At 31.5% G+C, this 18805-nt stretch carries 19 protein-coding genes; 15 read left to right on the top strand and 4 right to left on the bottom strand.

What is annotated here, in order from left to right; genetic code table 11:
* Positions 1-137: 137 nt before the first annotated feature.
* The 8 genes from MR875_07065 to MR875_07030 all read left to right on the top strand — a co-directional run bounded on the left by MR875_07065 (position 138) and on the right by MR875_07030 (position 8297).
* Complete coding sequence (locus tag MR875_07065) at positions 138-1052, top strand: Ig-like domain-containing protein (GenBank protein MCI6994596.1); 915 nt, start codon at positions 138-140, stop codon at positions 1050-1052.
* Between the two features lie 405 nt (positions 1053-1457).
* Positions 1458-1679: a hypothetical protein gene (locus tag MR875_07060; GenBank protein ID MCI6994595.1), complete on the top strand. Its 222-nt coding sequence runs from the start codon at positions 1458-1460 to the stop codon at positions 1677-1679.
* 1 nt (position 1680) lies between these two features.
* Complete coding sequence (locus MR875_07055) at positions 1681-1935, top strand: type II toxin-antitoxin system RelE/ParE family toxin (protein MCI6994594.1); 255 nt, start codon at positions 1681-1683, stop codon at positions 1933-1935.
* 371 nt (positions 1936-2306) lie between these two features.
* Positions 2307-3515 carry an ATP-binding protein gene (locus tag MR875_07050; protein MCI6994593.1) on the top strand — a complete coding sequence of 403 codons (1209 nt, stop codon included), beginning with the start codon at positions 2307-2309 and terminating at the stop codon, positions 3513-3515.
* A gap of 52 nt (positions 3516-3567) precedes the next feature.
* Positions 3568-4719 (top strand): aldo/keto reductase, encoded by a 1152-nt coding sequence (locus tag MR875_07045; protein ID MCI6994592.1) that lies wholly within the window; start codon positions 3568-3570, stop codon positions 4717-4719.
* Between the two features lie 8 nt (positions 4720-4727).
* Complete coding sequence (locus tag MR875_07040; protein MCI6994591.1) at positions 4728-5573, top strand: aldo/keto reductase; 846 nt, start codon at positions 4728-4730, stop codon at positions 5571-5573.
* 25 nt (positions 5574-5598) lie between these two features.
* On the top strand, positions 5599-6885 hold the full coding sequence (locus MR875_07035; protein ID MCI6994590.1) for an O-acetylhomoserine aminocarboxypropyltransferase/cysteine synthase: 1287 nt from the start codon (positions 5599-5601) through the stop codon (positions 6883-6885).
* Between the two features lie 47 nt (positions 6886-6932).
* The gene (locus tag MR875_07030) at positions 6933-8297 is read left to right on the top strand and encodes an MATE family efflux transporter (protein ID MCI6994589.1); all 1365 of its coding nucleotides are present in this window, start codon (positions 6933-6935) and stop codon (positions 8295-8297) included.
* 8 nt (positions 8298-8305) lie between these two features.
* Here the strand turns inward: MR875_07030 and MR875_07025 are convergent, their stop codons facing one another.
* Positions 8306-10096 (bottom strand): ABC transporter ATP-binding protein/permease, encoded by a 1791-nt coding sequence (locus MR875_07025; protein MCI6994588.1) that lies wholly within the window; start codon positions 10094-10096, stop codon positions 8306-8308.
* A complete protein-coding gene (locus tag MR875_07020) occupies positions 10093-11799 on the bottom strand; it encodes an ABC transporter ATP-binding protein/permease (protein MCI6994587.1) in 1707 nt (568 codons plus the stop codon). Before MR875_07020 ends, MR875_07025 begins: the two co-directional genes overlap by 4 nt.
* Before the next feature lie 35 nt (positions 11800-11834).
* Here MR875_07020 and MR875_07015 point away from each other — a divergent pair, with 35 nt between their 5' ends.
* The 7 genes from MR875_07015 (at position 11835) to MR875_06985 (ending at position 14824) form a co-directional block, all read left to right on the top strand.
* Positions 11835-12479, top strand: coding sequence for an HAD family hydrolase (locus MR875_07015; protein MCI6994586.1), 645 nt, complete (start codon positions 11835-11837; stop codon positions 12477-12479).
* Positions 12480-12671: 192 nt separating this feature from the next.
* Positions 12672-12872 carry a hypothetical protein gene (locus MR875_07010; protein ID MCI6994585.1) on the top strand — a complete coding sequence of 67 codons (201 nt, stop codon included), beginning with the start codon at positions 12672-12674 and terminating at the stop codon, positions 12870-12872.
* Positions 12866-13507: a hypothetical protein gene (locus tag MR875_07005; GenBank protein MCI6994584.1), complete on the top strand. Its 642-nt coding sequence runs from the start codon at positions 12866-12868 to the stop codon at positions 13505-13507. Before MR875_07010 ends, MR875_07005 begins: the two co-directional genes overlap by 7 nt.
* Positions 13508-13567: 60 nt before the next feature.
* Positions 13568-13720 carry a DUF11 domain-containing protein gene (locus MR875_07000; GenBank protein MCI6994583.1) on the top strand — a complete coding sequence of 51 codons (153 nt, stop codon included), beginning with the start codon at positions 13568-13570 and terminating at the stop codon, positions 13718-13720.
* Positions 13721-13778: 58 nt separating this feature from the next.
* Positions 13779-14174 carry a hypothetical protein gene (locus MR875_06995; protein ID MCI6994582.1) on the top strand — a complete coding sequence of 132 codons (396 nt, stop codon included), beginning with the start codon at positions 13779-13781 and terminating at the stop codon, positions 14172-14174.
* Between the two features lie 95 nt (positions 14175-14269).
* Entirely contained in the window at positions 14270-14623 is a 354-nt protein-coding gene (locus tag MR875_06990; GenBank protein MCI6994581.1) for an arsenate reductase family protein, read from the top strand.
* A gap of 54 nt (positions 14624-14677) precedes the next feature.
* On the top strand, positions 14678-14824 hold the full coding sequence (locus tag MR875_06985; GenBank protein ID MCI6994580.1) for a hypothetical protein: 147 nt from the start codon (positions 14678-14680) through the stop codon (positions 14822-14824).
* Positions 14825-15040: 216 nt separating this feature from the next.
* Here the strand turns inward: MR875_06985 and MR875_06980 are convergent, their stop codons facing one another.
* Both MR875_06980 and polC read right to left on the bottom strand, forming a co-directional pair.
* Entirely contained in the window at positions 15041-15292 is a 252-nt protein-coding gene (locus MR875_06980) for a hypothetical protein (protein MCI6994579.1), read from the bottom strand.
* A gap of 185 nt (positions 15293-15477) precedes the next feature.
* The gene (gene polC, locus MR875_06975; protein ID MCI6994578.1) at positions 15478-18771 is read right to left on the bottom strand and encodes a DNA polymerase II large subunit; all 3294 of its coding nucleotides are present in this window, start codon (positions 18769-18771) and stop codon (positions 15478-15480) included.
* Positions 18772-18805 lie beyond the last annotated feature (34 nt).

Raw genomic sequence — 18805 nt, 5'->3', positions numbered from 1 at the left:
GTCATTAAAACCAGTTATATTAAAAGTAAATCTTTTTAAATTCTCAATAAGTCTGTTTTTACTTTTTTTATTAATTCTTGAAAGTTGAGTTTCACCATCAAGGTTTATTTCATCTAAAAAGAAATCAATGAACTTGTTTGTATTGTAATTATGATGGTGATGTTGCGGTTGGTACTACTGAGGTTGATGGTCATTTTTATATAAATGCTACTAAACTTAAAGTTGTTGCTGTTGTTACTAATGTTAATATTTCTTCTTCCCAAAGGGGAGTTGTAGTTATCACTGTCAGAGATGCTGAAGGTAATCCTGTTTCAGGTGTTAATGTGAATTACACTGTCAATGGTGAAAACATGACTGGTGTGAGTGATGCTAACGGTACTGTTACTGTTTCTGGTTTAACCAATGAGGTAATTGTTGGTGCTGTTTTCGAAGGTAATGATGCTTATATGGCTTCTAATAATACTGCTAGTTTTAATTTCACTATTCCTAAAGTTGCTACTAAACTTTCTGCTACTGGTTTAACTACTTATTATAATGTTGGTAAATATGTGGTTGTTACTTTAAAAGATGCAAATGGTAAAGTTTTAGCTGATCAGAAAGTTGTTATTAAACTCAATGGTAAAACTTATACTAAAATTACTAATGCTAAAGGTCAAGTTACTTTAAAAGTCACTACTCTTTTACCTAAAACCTACACTGCAACCGTAACTTATGCTGGTGATGATACACATATCAAATCTTCAGCTACTGCTAAAGTCGTTGTTAAAAAAGCAACACTTAAAGTATCCGCTAAAGCAAAAACATTCAAAAAATCTTTAAAAACCAAAAAGTATTCTATTGTTTTGAAAAATAATGTGGGCAAAGTCATGAAAAAGACAAAAGTTACTATTAAAGTTAAAGGTAAAACCTACAGTGCAATCACCAACAGTAAAGGTGTTGCAACATTTAAAATTACCAAATTAACCAAAAAAGGTAAATACAATGCTTACATTAAATACACAGGAAACAAATACTACAACAGCTTAACCAAAAAAGTTAGAATAACCTTATAATAGATAAAATTCAATTTTATCTATACTTTTTTCTTTTTTTTACAATGTCTATTTTTAAATTATCATAATCAGATAATATTGCTTTTATTTTAAGTAAAAAACATGTTTATTTTTTTTATTTAATATAATGCTATCAATCTGAATGGAATCTGCTAACTATAGGGCTATGGATAAATATTGGTGTGGTGGACAAAGAAGATTTAAATTATGTAGTGGAATTATTAAATGAAATTAAAAAAATTCTCATGAGGCATATTGAAATAGAGTTAAGTTTGTTTTTAATATTGGGCAAATTTTTATTTGTCTTTTACAATTGTTAACTTTGTTGATAATATTAACTTTGTATACTATGTTGATAAATTTTATATAACTTAAATGATAAAAATTTAAAATGGTGATATTTATATGGAAACTAAAGCTATAAGAGTTAGTTTATTGAATCATGAGAGATTGGCTGACATCGGACATAAAAACGATTCTTTTAATGACATTGTTACCAAGCTTCTTGATGTTTATGATGAATATCAGGAAATTAAAGATTTAATTGAAGCAGATAAAGAATTTGAAAATGGGGATGGGATTCATTTTTCATCATTGGATGAACTTGATGAATATTTAGATGGTTAAAATGGAAATTGAATTTAAAAGGTCTGCTTTTAAGCAATTAAAATATTACAAAAAGAAAAATCCTATTGCATATAAGTTAATTCGTGAGAAATTGGGGGAAATTATTGAGGATCCTAATGATAACAGCTATGAAAAAGTAAAAAAATATCCTAAATATAAGCGGGCTAGGAAAGGTAATTATCGGATATGTTTTAAGGTAGAGGAGAATTGTATTTATATTGGTCGTATAGAAATTAGATCGAAAGTGTATCAATAATTATTAATTTTATTTTTTAAACTCTGTGTTAAGAGAATGCATCTTCCTGCAGATTATCACATTTATACTTTTTTTATCCCTTCAATTGTTATTAATAGTATTGTTTTTATTTTATGATTTCTGTCAAAATTAAATTTTGGTGGTTTTTTGATTTTTTAAATATTGTTACATCGAGTTTTAATTGGGGAGGTACTTTCGTAGAAATTTTCTAAATCTGGATTTGTGTTTTTTTGTTGTATTTAAAATTATTAAACACTAATAATTTTTTGTCGATTGTATTCTACAATTTATATAAAAATATCAGTTTTGTCGATTGTAATCGACAATATTTATATATTTGGATGTACTAAAATGAAATTAGGTGTAATGTGATGATTAAAAGAAAATTGTATTTGGATCAAATTGGGAGATTAATTGATAAAGAACCAATAAAAATTATCACAGGAGTTAGAAGAAGTGGAAAAACATACTTGTTAAAAAGCATATCTAGTGAACTCAAAGATAAGGGAGTTGCTGATGAAAATATTTTATTAATATCTTTTGAATCAATGAAATATAATAAAATAGAAAACTTCAAACAGCTTGATGAATGTATTGTTAATTTAACTCAAAATATAAATGGTAAAATATACTTCCTTTTTGATGAAATACAGAATGTAAAAAATTGGGAAAAAAGTATCAATTCATATAGAGTAGATTTTGACTGTGATATTTATATTACTGGTTCAAACTCAGAATTGCTTTCAGGGGAGTTGGCAACATTAATATCCGGGAGATATTTTCAAATCAACATATATCCATTCTCATTTTCAGAATTCATTCAATACAAAAAGGAAATTGAAAATATTGATGTGAGTAATTTAAACGAATTATTTGGTGAATATGTAAAATTTGGAGGGATGCCACCAATACAACAAATAGACAAACAGGACAAATATTCATATTTAGATGATATATATGGTACATTACAGTTAAAAGATATTATAACAAGACATAATATCAGAAATAGTGATATGTTAAGTAGGATATTGGATTATGTGATAATGAATTTGGGAAAAAACTTCTCAGCAACAAACATAGCAAAATACATGAAGCATGATGGTAGAAAAATATCAAAAGACACAATTCTTGACTACTTATTATACTCTAAAAATGCTTGTTTTATTCATCAAGTTCAGAGGGAAGATATTAAAGGTAAAAAAGTTTTATTGCATAATGAAAAATATTATTTGGTTGATCATGGTTTTTATCAAGCAAAATATGGTGGTATTGAAAATATAGGTTCAATTTTAGAAAATATTGTTTATATTGAACTACTTCGCAGAGGATATGATATAAAAATAGGATTTTTCAATGAAAAAGAAATTGATTTTGTATGTACAAAAGGAAATGAAAAAATCTATGTTCAAGTAACATATAAATTATCTGGGGATGAAACTATCGAAAGGGAATTTTCAGGACTTTTGAAAATTAATGATAACTTTGATAAATATGTATTGAGCATGGATACACTTGATTTTTCAACAAATGGGTTAAAACATAGGAATATAATTGATTTTTTAATATCTGATTATATTTAATAATGGTTTACAGTAATGTTATGAATTTATAATATTTTATGAGGGAAATTTAATGAAGTATAGAAAATTAGGAAACACAGGTATCGAAGTGTCTGAAATAGCTTTTGGAGCTGAATTTTTAGTCGAGCGACCATATGAAGATACTGAAGTTTTAATCAGTGCCTGTGAAGAAAATGGTATTAATTTTGTTGACTGCTGGATGAGCGAACCTGATGTACGTTCTCATTTAGGTAGGGCTATTAAACCTAATCGTGAAAATTGGGTAATTCAGGGTCATATAGGTGCAACCTGGCAAAATAATCAATATGTAAGAACCCGTGAAATGGATAAGGTAATTCCCGCCTTTGAAGATTTAATGGAAAGGTTTCAGATGGATACACTTGATTTTGGAATGATTCATTATGTTGATCAGCTTGATGATTATAATGAAATCATGAATGGTCCATTTATTGAATATGTTCGTAAACTAAAAGAGGAAGGAACAATTGAACACATTGGATTGAGTACTCATAATCCTGATATTGGGATTCTGGCGGCTGAAAATCCTGAAATTGAATTGCTGATGTTTTCAATGAATCCTGCATTCGACATGTTCGGTGCAATGGGTGACATTATGGATTATCGTGCTGAAGATGCTTTTGATGATGAGGAATTGTCTTCTTTGAATCCTCAAAGAGCAGAATTATATGAATTATGTGAGAATAATGGAACTGCAATTACTGTAATGAAAGGATTTGCTGGTGGAAATTTGTTAAGCAGTGAAACTTCACCATTCGGTGTTGCATTAACTCCTGTTCAATGTATTAATTATGCTTTGGAGCAAAAAGGAGTTTCAAGTATATTTGTTGGCGTAAAAACAGTTGATGAACTTATGGAATCATTAAAATACTGTAAAGCAACTGATGCTGAAAAAGATTATGCTGAAGTTTTAAGAAATGCTCCACAACATTCATTTAGAGGACAATGCACATACTGTGGACATTGTGCTCCATGTACATCAGAAATTGATATTGCATCAGTAATCAAATTCTTTGATCTTGCAAAAAATCATGATAAAGTTCCAGACAGTATCAAAGAACATTACAATAACTTAAAATATAATGCAACAGACTGCATTGCATGTGGTGACTGTGAAGAAAGGTGTCCGTTCAAGGTACCAATTGTAGATGTGATGCTTGATGCACAGGACTTATTTAACTTATGAGGTGAAAAATGCAATATTTAACTTTAAACAATGGAATTAAAATGCCGATTTTAGGATTTGGAACTTATCTGATTCCTCCTGAAGAAACAAAACAAGCAGTACTTGATGCAATTGATGTCGGTTACAGATTAATTGACACAGCACAGTACTATAAAAACGAAAAAGAAGTTGGTGAAGCCATAAAAGAATGTGGTATTGGCCGTGAAGAATTGTTTATTACAACAAAAGTATGGATAAGCAATTTTGGCTATGAAGAATGTTTGGATTCAATGAATGAGTCATTTGAAAAATTAGGGCTTGATTATATTGATTTGGTATTGATTCATCAGCCATTTTCAGATTACTATGGTGCTTACAGGGCTTTGGAGGATTTGTATGAATCGGGCCTTATCAAAGCTATTGGTGTATCTAACTTTTATCCTGACAGATTGACAGATATGTGTCTATTCAACCGTAAGGTTATCCCTCAAATCAACCAGGTTGAAACTAATCCATTCAATGCACAATATGCTGCACAGGCAAACATGGAAAAAAATGGAGTTCAGATGCAGGCTTGGGCACCATTCGGCCAGGGAAAAAATGGAATGTTTGAAAATGAAACATTAATCAAAATCGGTGAGAAAAACGGTGGTAAAACTCCTGCACAGGTAATTTTAAGATGGTTAGTTGAAAGAAGCGTAATTGTCTTAGCCAAATCCACTCACAAAGAAAGAATGGCTGAAAACTTAAATATCTTTGATTTTGCTCTTGATGAAGAAGATATGATGGAAATAATGGAACTTGATAATGGTGAAACATTATTCTTCAACCATCAAAATCCTGAAGTTGTCGAAAGGTTTGATGATATAAGTTAATATTAGTAAAAACAAATTAGTTATCATGGCGTATGAAATTAAAAACAAAAAAAATATTTCAACAATTGGTGTACATGCTGGACAGGAAGAAGTTGATGAAACCGGTTCTCGTGTAACTCCAATTTATCAAACAACATCTTATGTATTTGATTCCCCGCAGCAGGCTGCAAACAGATTTGCACTTAAGGAAGGAGGAAATATCTACACAAGACTTACAAACCCTACAACTGAAGCATTCGAAAAGAGAATGGCTGCTATTGAAGGAGGAACAGCTGCATATGCAACGGCTAGTGGAATGTCTGCAATTTTTTATACAATCATTAACTTAACTTCAGTTGGAGATAATATTGTATCAGCAGACAACCTCTATGGTGGAACATATGAGTTATTTGAGAATACATTGGAAGAATTAGGACGTACTGTAACATTTGTGGATTCACAGTCTCCAGAATTGTTTGAAGAAGCTATTGATGAGAAGACAAAAGCAATATATGTAGAATCTATTGGAAATCCAAAACTTGATATTCCTGATTTTGATAGATTGGCAGAAATTGCACATTCACATGGAATTCCATTGATTGCAGACAATACTGTTGGTATTGGATCTGTAAGACCATTTGACCATGGTGTTGATATAATTTCATCATCTGCAACAAAATACATTGGTGGACATGGAACCACTCTCGGTGGAATTATTATTGAAAAAGGTGACTTTGACTGGATGAGCGGAAAATTCCCAACTTTATCTGAACCTGATGAAACTTACAATGGGTTGATATTCGGTGAAACTTTCAAAGGTGCTGCTTTTACAACAAGAATCAGGGCAGTTGTTGGAAGGGATACTGGTGCTGTACCTTCTCCATTTGGATCATTTTTATTATTACAAGGTTTAGAAACTTTAGGTCTTAGAATTGAAAGGCATGCATCAAATGCAATGGCAGTTGCAGAACACTTGGAAGCACATCCAAAAGTGGCTTGGGTAACATATTCAGGTCTTGAATCCTCTCCAAACCATGAAGTAGCTAAAAAATATGCTGAAAAAGGTTATGGTGGAATCGTATCTTTCGGCCTTAAGGCAGGTTATGACGGTGCTTTGAAGTTCATTGAAAATGTTGAATTGCTTTCATTGTTGGCAAACATTGGGGATGCTAAATCATTAGTTATTCACCCGGCATCCACTACACACTCACAATTGTCTGAAGAACAGCAATTGTCTACTGGTGTAACTCCTGATTTAATCAGATTTGCTGTGGGTATTGAAGACATTGAAGACATTTTAGCTGATGTGGACCAAGCGTTAGATAAAATTTAAACTGAAAGCTTTTTAGCTTTCAAATATCTTTTTTTTATTAGATTTTTATGCAGACTAATGATAATATTGAATCAATTATTGGAAATCCAAGAAAAGCTATTAACAGATTGGCTTTTCCAACTATAATTTCCATGCTTTTGATGTTTTTAAATAATTTAATTGATAGCTTTTATGTAGCTGGAATTAATGCTGATGCTCTTGCTGCACTCGGATTCATTTCACCATTATATCTTGTTATCATTGGTCTTGGAACTGGTGTTGGTGCAGGTACCAATTCATTATTGTCCAGGTATCTTGGAGCACAACGAACTGATGATGCAAATAATGCAATTGTACACTCAATAATTTTAACAATTATAGTTTCAATTATTATTTTAATCATTGGTCTGTTCTTTTTAGATGATTTAGTCATATTGCTTGGAGCAAGTGGTGTAAGCACATATTGCTTAAGCTATGGTGAAATAATATTCTTGTTGAATATTGTATTTTTAATGCCTAATGTAACAGCCAGTATTTTCAGAGCTGAAGGTGATGTTAAAAGAGCAACCAATCCATTGGTATTGACAGCTATCATAAATATGATTTTGGATCCAATATTGATCTATGGATTAAATTTAGGTATTTTTGGAGCGGGATTTGCAACAGTCATAGCTTCATTTATAGGATTATTATGGATGATGTATTGGATTTTTGTTAAAAAGGATACATATTTTAAGTTCAAACTCTCAAATTACAAAGCTAAACTTGAAATATATAAAGAAATACTTGTTGTTTCACTTCCGGCAGGTACCGAAGAGATAATATTTGCATTAGTTGCAATAATCTTGAACTATTTGATCATAATGACTTCTGGAGTTGGTGAAGTAGCAGCTTTTACAATAGCTTTTAGATTTATTTCAATGGCATTTCTTCCATGTATGGCGATTGGAATTGCAACGATTACAGTTTCAGGAGTTGCATATGGTGCTTGCAACTGGAAAAACTTTAATGAAACAATAAAATACTCAACATTGATTAGTCTTGCAATTACATTGATTTTCACTGTAGTATTTTTCTTCTTTGCTCATCCGATTTGTGAATTATTTAACTTTACATCAAATAATATGGATTTGGTCAACCGCTCAGCAGAGGTTTTACAGCTATTTGTATTTTATAATGTTCTGATTCCATTTGGTGCAACTGCTGCATATACTTATCAAGGTGTTGGATCAGGATTTAAGTCTTTAGCTTTGACAATCCTTAGAGAATTGTTGTTAAGTATGGGTTTTGCTTATTTAATGGGCATTACTATGGGAATGGGGGTATTTGGAGTATATCTTGGTGCGATAATTGGAATGAACATAGGTTCATTAATTGGTTTCATTTGTATTTGGGTATTTAATTTGAAATTTAAAAAAAGAGTGTCTCAATAAAAGAGAAATTAAACTAAATTCTCTTTTGATTGAGTATTTAATGTATTGTAGTAATATCCTTTAAGGGAAAGAAGTTCTTCATGGTTTCCTTGTTCTATTATTTCTCCATTTTCGATTACAATGATTTTATCAGCATTTCTGATTGTTGAAAGTCTATGAGCGATGATAAAACTAGTCTTATTTTCCATTAATCTATCCATTGCCCTTTGAATTAATTTTTCAGTTCTTGTATCAACGCTTGATGTTGCTTCATCTAAAATCAAAACTTCTTTTGATGAGAGAATTGTTCTAGCTATTGTAAGCAACTGTTTCTGGCCGTGAGAAATATTATCAGAATCCTCATTTAAAACAGTTTTATAGCCATCTGAAAGTTGTCTTACAAAATTATCAACATAAACCTGCTTTGAAGCTTCAACAACTTCATTATCACTAACGTCAAGGTTTCCATAGCGAATATTGCTTTCAATTGTATCTGAAAACAGCCAGGAATCCTGCAAAACCATCCCTATATGTGATCTAAGTGAATGATTGTCATATTCCTCAATGTCAACTCCATCGATTTTTATGGAACCGGAGTCAATTTCATAGAATTTCATAAGCAATTTGACAATTGTTGTTTTTCCAGCTCCGGTTTCGCCGACAATAGCTATTTTCTGACCTTTTTTAACATCAAAAGTTAAATTCTTTATAATCTTTTCATTGGGGATGTAGCTGAAGCTCACATTTTCAAATGTTATTCCTTCTTTAATTTCCATCAACTGTTTGTCAGATGGATTTTTTTCATCATCATAATCTAAAAATTCAAATATACGTTCACTTGCAGCCATTGCAATTTGTATTTGATTCATAACTCTTGTAATCTGTTGAATTGGTCTTGTAAAACTTTGTGTGTATTGGAAGAATGCAAGGATGTCTCCAACAGCTATTGCTCTTTGAAGAACAAATATTGCGCCTAAAACAGCAATTACTACATATGTGAAGTTTGAAATAAAGTTCATTAAAGGTCCATTCAAACTGGAGTAGAATTGTGACTTCCATTCTTGGTCAAACCATTTATCATTGTCGTTTTCGAATTTCTCCATGGATATTTCTTCCTGATTGAATACACGAATTATATCATGCCCTGTAAATGTTTCTTCGATTTGACCATTTAAAGCACCCTTAAACACTAACTGCTTTAGGAAGTAGCTTTGAGAGAATTTTGTAATGAATCTGATTACCAAAAATGCAATTGGTATGAGAATGATTGTTGCAAGTGTCATCCAGATGTTGATTGTAAGCATCATTATGAATACTCCAATAAGGGTAATAACTGCAGTTGTCAACTGTAGGAATGATTGTGTTATTCCATGCTGAAGTGAGTCAACATCGTTAGTGATTCTAGATAGGATATCTCCTCTTTTGTTTTCATCAACACTTTCCATTGGGAGACTTAATATTTTATCCATCAATTTTTCTCTTAAATCATAGCTTATTTTTGTAGATACTTCAATTAAAAAGAAGCTTTGAAGGTATGAAAATAATGAACTGGTGACATACAATATCACAACAATAGTTAATAGATAAAATAATGTGTCAAAGTCCATTAAGCCAGTGTTGATTCCATTAAATATTGTTGTTGTTGCTTGACCAATAAGCAATGGGGCTATTATTGTAAATGCGGTTGAAATAATAGCGCAGGTTATTGTCAATGCCAATTTGAACTTATGGTCTTTAAGGATAGTCAATATATTTTTGATAGTTTTTTTGTTGTCAACAGCCTTTTCTGGAGGTTTTCTTCTAATTGGTCTTGGACTCATAATAATGCCTCCATGCTATCGATTTGAGTATTTACAATTTCTTCATATATCTTACAACTTTCAACAAGTGAAGAATGTGTTCCTCTGTCAATTATTTTACCGTTATCTATTACGAGAATTTCATCAGCATCCATAATTGTTGAAATTCTTTGGGATACAATCAATATGGATGAATCTTTCAGATTCTTAAGATTGTTCTTTATTTTTCTCTCCGTGTTCATATCAAGTGCTGAAAAACAGTCATCAAACAGGTAAAAGTCATGTTTTCCGATAATTGCTCTTGCAATGGACAGACGTTGCTTTTGACCACCTGAATAATTAGATCCTCCTTGAGTTACTTCCTCTTCAAGATTGGATACAAAATCAACTTGAGCTATTTCAAGAGCATTTTTAATTTCCTCATCTGTTGCATCACTTTTTCCGGTTAACATGTTTGATTTGATGTCACCCTGGAATAAAATTGCTTTTTGAGGTGTAAAACTGATTTTATCACGTATACTTTTCAATTTAAAGTTCTTAATATTTTCACCATCGATTAGAATTTCACCTGAGCTTGGATCTTGAAGACGGGGAATCAAATTGAGAATTGTTGACTTTCCACTACCTGTTCCACCAATTATTGCTGTTGTTTTACCGGGTTTTAGTGAAAAATTAATGTCTTTAAGGGTTTCTTTTTCACTGTTCGGGTAGCTGTATGAAACATTCCTAAATTCAATTGTGGGATTGTCTGAAATATCTGCAAGCTCACCGTCAGTTATTGTCAGCTCAGTATTTAATACTTCACTCACACGCCTTCCTGAAACGAGGAATCTTGGAAGCATTATGAAAAATGCACCTATCATTAAAAAGGAAGTTACAACCTGTGTGGAATACTGGATAAATGCTATTATGTCTCCGGTCAATATTGAACCCGCAATTGCGTCGTATGCTCCGAAATACAATATTAAAACAATCATTAGATTCATAAGTAATGTAAGCAATGGAAGCATAATGAGCATATTTCTAAAAACATAGATATTTACATCATAAAATTCCTTATTGATATTTTTGAACTTTTCTTCCTCATAGTTCTGTCTTACAAATGCTTTAATTACAGGAATTCCAATTAAAATTTCTCTTGATGTTTTATTTATTTTATCCATAATTTCCTGAATTACTTTAAAGTAAGGAAGGACTCTTACAATAACAATAACTAAAAGGATTACAACACCAATAAATGTGACAAAGATAATCCATGATAGGTTAGTTCCAAGTTCAAATGCCTTTATGATACTTCCAATTCCAAGAAGTGGTGCAAATAATATTGTTGTAAATACCATTGCAAGTACACTTTGGAGCTGGTTAATGTCATTTGTTGATCTTGTAATTAATGAAGACCTTGAAATCTTGTTTAATTCATGGTTTGAGAATCTTAAAACCTTGCTGTATACAATTTTTCTTAAATCCTTAGCATAACCAGAGGAAACTCTGCTTGAAAAGTAGGAAACTCCAACTGTTGCAAGTGCAGATATCGCAACCATCAAAAGCATCATCATTCCAGTATCAATGATAAACTGGAAATTTGTATTTTGAATTCCAATGTCCACGATATCTGATGTGTATTGTGGTAATGTCAAGTCACAGTATACTTGTACTACTAAAAACAGGAATATTGCAAATATTTGCCCTATCTTGTTTTTTATAGGTGCTATTAATTTTTTCATCAGTATTTAATAGAGTTTTAATATATAATAATATTATGAAAAAACTTGCAATTTTTGATTTTGATGGAACTATATTCAATTCAATAACTGATGTAATAATCTGTTTTAACAAGGCATTGTCCGTTAACGGTTTTCCTACTTTAACTTATGAGGAATATATTGAGATTTTAGGTGGAAATATTGATGAACTTGTATCATTGAGTTTGAAAGATAAAAACACACCTGAAAACATGGAGCTTGTCAAAAATACTTATGATGAAATTTACGGCACATCCAATAGAGAAAATTCACTTCCTTTCGATGGAATGCATGAAGTTTTGTTGGAATTGCAGAAAAAAGGAATATTGCTTGCAATAAATTCAAACAGAAAAAATGATTCAATCAAAAAGTTTATTGGAAAATATTACTCAGATATTGACTTCAAAGCTATTGAAGGTCATAATCCTGCATATCCATCAAAACCACGTCCTTGTGGTGTTAAAAAGATGTTGCATAAGTTAAAAGTATCAAAAGATGATGCAATTTATATTGGAGATTCATCAACAGATATTAAAACAGCCAAAAATGCTGAAATTGATTGTGTAATAGTTAAATGGGGCTATGGGGATCCGGAAGATTATGTGGATGAGTATATTCTTGATGCTATTGAGAAACCATCAGATATATTCAACTTTTTTTAATTATAAATGCAATTTAAATTTTCAATATTCAATAAACTAATACTTCTCAGAATCATTTATAAATTTTTATATATGCTCTAAATGTAAAATTAATAATGGTGACATATGTGTCACTGATTGAGGGAGAATATGAGGAATAAAAAATTTAAATTCTTATTAACATTTTTATTTTTAATTCTTTCATGTAGTATAGTGTCCGCATCATCTGATGTGGATGGGAATCTGTCTGCTGATATTGATTCGGTTGATGATTTGTCTAGTAATAATTTAGTTGAAAATGAATTGGCTGTAGATACTCCATTAAATAATGAAAATTCCAGTTCAAGTATTAGAAATTCAAGTTTACTTCTGCTGATGGAAGTTCATCTGATGATAACGTTGCCCATTTGGTAAATGGTAATCAGAATGGTGGTGTAACTTCTCAGGGGTATACTGTATTTTGTGCTGATGAGGATTTGTCTAGTCCTACTAAAAATACCAGATTAGTTCTCAGTAACGTTTCCATATTAACAAATAGTTTTTATGAAAACAGTACTGGTGAATTATTAAAGATACTTGTTTATAATTATCTTGATGAAATAAAGGATACTCATTTAGATGTGTATAAGTTATCCGGATTCACTATATCTTATCATAATTTTACTTATAGTGATCTTCTTATGACATGTCTTGTTTGGTCGTTAACTGACTCACCGTATAAGAATATTAATACTTCAGGTGACTTGTTACCTAATGGTTATCAAAACATATATTCCTTGTTGGATTATATGTATACGTCATATAAACAGATACTGAATAGTTTGGAATCATATCCAAATCTTGTTAATGGTGTATATTATAAAAAGATTATGGATAATAAAATAGATTCTAAAAAAGAAATCACTGATGTTCTTCTTGATTTTACAAATAGAGTAGTCAATGATTACGAAAATGGTGTCTGTATTCCTGATAAGGCATTTAAAAATTATAGTAATGGGACTGTAAGAACCTATGATTTTGCAGCTTATGAAACTGTTTCATATTTGTAGAATTTATTTGCATTTAAAGTAACTGATGTGGATATTAAAAATTTTGAAATTGTGTTTAATATGTCAGTTTCAAAAGAGGCATTAAACAAAACAGTTGAAGTTGGAGATTTGGTTGAATTTGTCATTAATGTTAAAAATACTGGTAATATTAACCTAAATGATGTATTTGTAACTGAAGACAAATATTCCGGTTTGGAATTATGTTTCTTATAAAGATTCCACAGGTAAATGGTCTTTTGATGGCAATAACAAATGGTCTTATTCCGGTTCATTGGGAGTCAGTGAATCTGCAAACTTTACCGTTGTATTTAAAGCTATGAAATTAGGAAACTTAACAAATTGTATTACAAGCGGATCTAATAATACTAATAATAAAACTTCAAACGCCACTGTTGAAGTTAAAAACAGTATTCTCAATAAAGATGAGCTTAACAATCAAACCAATACAACAACTAATACTACAGATAATACTACTAAAAATGATACTAATGATTCTATTGAAGAGTTAGGTACTATTGAAGATATAGTAGATTCTGATAATGTTGATAACACTATAAAAGCATTTGCTAATAAATCAAATGGAAATGCTACTGGTAATCCATTGCTTGCATTATTAATAGCAATTTCATTGATTGGATGCAATAGATTTAGAAGAAATAAAAAATAAAATTTTAGGATTAAATATCCTTTTTTTCTCTTTCTTTTTATAAAATAATATTATTTTAAGTTAACTATTTTTAATAGTAAATTCAAGTTAATATTATGTTATTATTTGTACAGTACCCAAAATGTTCCACATGTAGAAAAGCTAAAATCTGGTTGGATGAACATAATTTGGAATATGAGTCAAAACATATCGTAGAAGACAATCCCACTGCTGAAGAATTGCGCAAATGGTGGGAAATATCTGATTTACCTCTTAAAAGATTTTTCAACACCAGTGGTATGAAATATCGTGAACTAAAATTAAAGGATAAACTTCCGGAAATGTCAGAAGATGAACAGTTTGATCTTTTAGCTACTGATGGAATGCTTGTTAAAAGGCCAATTATTGTATCAGAAGATACTGTTTTGGTCGGTTTTAAAGTTAAAGAATGGGAAGAAAAATTATTATAAAAACTAAAGTTCACAGTTTAACTTATTGGATTAGAATAATTTGTTTGGATACTTATGGATACTGAAGAATTATTTATTAAATATGCTGATAAAGAGCTTGAAAAAAATTCAATTAAATGGGCCAGAGAACTTGTAATTATACTTATAGTTTATTCTTTGATAGTTGGTGTACTAAATTTAAATATTCTTCCATCGATGTGAAACTGTGATTCTAAAGAATTTTTTAAATGATTTACAAACATTTTTTAAGCTTCCCAGGTAATCTGAAATTAAATGTTCTGATTCACTTTTTAATTCATTCGTAAAATTGCTGTTTTTATCAACAAGACTTGTTAAATCTGTTTGAAAGGTTTTATCACAACGTTTGCAAATATAGCGCTGAACTTTCACTTTTGTTTTACCAATTTCTTTAAATACCTATGTTTTTTTTGTAAAACCATATTTAACAATATGGCGAGTTCCACAATGTGGGCATCTAGCTAAACTCATTTTAAAATAAGGAACATCCTTTTTAAAACTTAAATCAAAAGATTTCAGAGCCTTTTGACAGGATTTAAAAATTTTCACAAAACGAGGGTCGGAAAGCACTAATCCATCATTAGAATCGCAAAATATATATTGTTCAACATCTAAAATGCTATTTGGAGTATTTGTTTTTTGGTTTAGCATGATAAAAACTTTTACTCCATTTATTTATTAAATTTAACTATTTTTAGATAAAATTAAAAATTCCAAACCAATTTCATCAAAAAATTTCAAATCAACAAAGTTTTTGAAAGAGTCTAATACTATGATATTTATTATTATTTTAATATTAAAAATTAAAAGTCCAAGAGCATTTGAAAAGTAATTCTTTAGAAGAATATATCTAAAGAACTCTGTTTGGATTTATCACTTTCAAACAATGAATTAATACCAAATTCTTGGATTTCCAAACGTTGTTTCAAGTAATGTGAAACAGGATATCTGTTAACAAGCTCTTGTGATATTTCAAGGTATTTGGTAACTGATCCTTTTGAAACAGATAATATCAGGCTACCTCCACATCTACATTTTCCGGTAAGTGGCATTCTTCTGTATTTGGCACCACATTTAGGGCATCTGACCTTTTGTTTGGAAAATGCTCTTGAGTTACCCATGATATCTGGCAAGAAATGAGATGATAAAACTTTTTCTACAACTCCTCTTTGATCTACGGCTCTAATTAATTCAGCAAGGGCAATTTGAGCTTCAACCTTTTCTCTCATTGAAGGTAATCTCTTATAGAGACAAACGGTCGGTCCAGCATGGATACTTGAAGTATGGTGCGAAAACATTAATCCTTTATATTGCTGTGGGGTTCCTAAATGCATTTCTACATTATCAATGTATTCTAAAACCTCTGCAGGCTTGTGAGGAGTATATGTTTCTTCATAAAATTCAACTGGGAATCTTTCAAAGATGTCTAAGTTGTGAGATTCATCATCTATCTCTTCAGGGTCAATTCTTGAAGATAAAACTAAAGGAGCATCCATACTTCCTCCTCTAGTATTTGGTAAATATGATTTTGAAAAGTTGATTAATGCATCTAATAACAACATAACTGCATCTTCGTCACTGTCACAGTTTCTACGCTTTGCAGAATGGAAGTAAGGGTGAGCATAACAACCTAATGCTTTTGTAAATCCTACAATTCTTCCAAGTACTCCTGCTGAAGTGTGGGGTGCAAGACCTGCAACCAAGTGTCCGATTAAATCACTTTTCTCTTTAACATTATAGAATGTATCCATATGGTAATATCTTTCAAGCTCATCATCAATGAATTGAGCAGTACGAAGCAAATATTCTCCACAATTATCAGAAATAACAATATCCTGAACCTTAAGCTCAATAATTTGATCTTCATTTTCAATTGGGTTGCCGTAACAGTCTTTTTCATAACCCATTTCCAGTAGCTTTTCAACTGTAACACCAATTTCACTTGGTATGAAATGAGTAAGTGGCAAATCAGTTGAATCGTGTCTGATGGTTCCATCCTTAAATGTGAATACTTCATGTTTTGCTCTGAGGATTCCCTTTTCAATAGGTTCTGGCAATTTGGACTCGGAAATCATACCTACTACACCTTTAACTTCATCGACACGTCTTACTTTGACATTGTCAGATGCTTTTTTAAGCATGGCTGCAAGTGGAATTGTCTTTTGGGATGGTTTTCCCATTTCAGTGGGGCTGCCACATTTAGGACAAAGTGCTCCAAATGAGCTGATTCCACATTCTGGGTTTGTACATTTTCTTCTGGAAATTTCTATTTTTATACTGCCTTTTTTAGCAGCTGTTGCAACTAATCTTCTAGCTCCCCCATTATTTCCAATTGGAATCAATCCGTGAGGAGCAGGTCTCATTAATCTTTCTTTTGATTTTTCAGGTCTACCCACACGAGTACCGATGTATGCTGGAGCTTTATTTTTAATTTCAACAGGTGAAACCTCATTTACAGCTTCAATTGTGGTTTCTTTTTCAGGTAACTTTCCAGATAATGTTACTAAAAGTGAGTAAGCATGATCTTTATCAATGATTATTTTATTGTCACGTATGATATGGGGAACGCCAATGATTTCAAGAACTCTTTTTTCATATGATAAATCAAGTTGCATTCCTTCATCTTGGTTGAATGTTGATTTTCCTCTTTCAATCAAATCAATCAATGAATTTAAATCATCAATGGTCACGTCATTGTAGCAATATGTGTATTTAGGGTGAAGAGGAATGTCATATTTTTTGGATAATGTAAATGCTTCGATAGCTGTTAAGTATTCATATTCAAGTTTGTGTAAATCCAAATTAGTATTGTCTGCATCGAAGTCTTCACTTCTCATTAACAATTGAATCCACCATTCTTCACACCATCCAGATGGGTATAAAGGTTGGTTGTTTCTTAAGAATTCTCCAAATGCAACAAGCATGTCTCCTAAAAACAGGATTTCAACAACGTCCTTTTTGACTTCACGTGCTTTTTTAACTGAATCAAGGATTAATACATCACCATTTTTAAGTTTAACTGTAGGTCCTTCAATTGAGTCTACAGGTACTACGCAGTTACCTTTTCCAGGGTATTCAATTTTAAGTTGGGTTCCCACTGCTAAAAAATCAAGTAATGCCATTGTTGCTGGATGAACTCCCATAGTTGCAAGACCTGTATTTCTTGATCTTCCATATCTTAATCTAAATCCACCTTTTTCAGAGGGATATCCAAGAACGGGCCTTCCACCAATAATATCTTGAATGTATTTTGGCTCGTGAACGATGTCTGAATCTGATTCTTCTTTTGAGTCATCCTTTTTTGGTTTGGAATATTCTTCAAGCCAATCCCAATCAAGACCTAATTTGTTTGAAATCTTCTTGATTTTCTTTGATTTCTGGATAACTCCTTCAACCATCGCAAGCAATGCTCCACCACGAATGTTGTTTGTTTCAACACGTTCTAAATCACGGTGGGATACTTCTACCTTGTCAGTCTGTTCTCCTGAAACTTCTACTGGAATGTGGTTTGCTGCAAATCTCACTTCTTCTGGTGTTGGTGAGTATTGTAAATTTGTAACTTCTGATTCGTATAATTCGACTTCTTCCACATATCTTTCAATTTCATCATCAATAGGCTTGAATGCATCAATACCGATAGCTCGTCTGATTTTATCTCCTAAAAGCACGGCTAATGCGGCTGCAGTACCACCTGCACTTCTGATAGGTCCTGCAAAATATACTCCGATGTATTTTGTTCCATCAAAATTGTCTTTAATCTTAACATCAGAAATTCCTTCGAGAGGTGCTGCTACTACTCCTTCTGTAAGGATAGCAAGTGCAGTTCTAAGACCTTGGTCACATCTTTGTTCTGTGTCCCATTCTGCTTTCTCACCAGTAAGCTCGAACTTACCTGAAGCAATCTCTGCTGCAATTTCAAAAGCAACTTCTTCCCTAGTTATGTCTTGTTCTAATGTTTTAATTCTTTTAGCCACACCTTCAGGACCAACAAGCCCTTCCACTCTCTCAGCTAAATCCTTTGCAAGAGGCACTTCTGTTTCCAATTCAACATCCAGTCCTTTAGATCTTGCTTCATTAGCTATTTCGTATAGGTGATGGGTATCAGCTTCTAATCTATCAAAATAATCCATGGTATCGCCACAAGTTACAAAATTAATTTAACAT

It is taken from the genome of Methanobrevibacter sp., assembly GCA_022775905.1.
Classification (GTDB): Archaea; Methanobacteriota; Methanobacteria; order Methanobacteriales; family Methanobacteriaceae; genus Methanocatella.
This window is presented reverse-complemented; position numbering and strand designations above follow the sequence as displayed.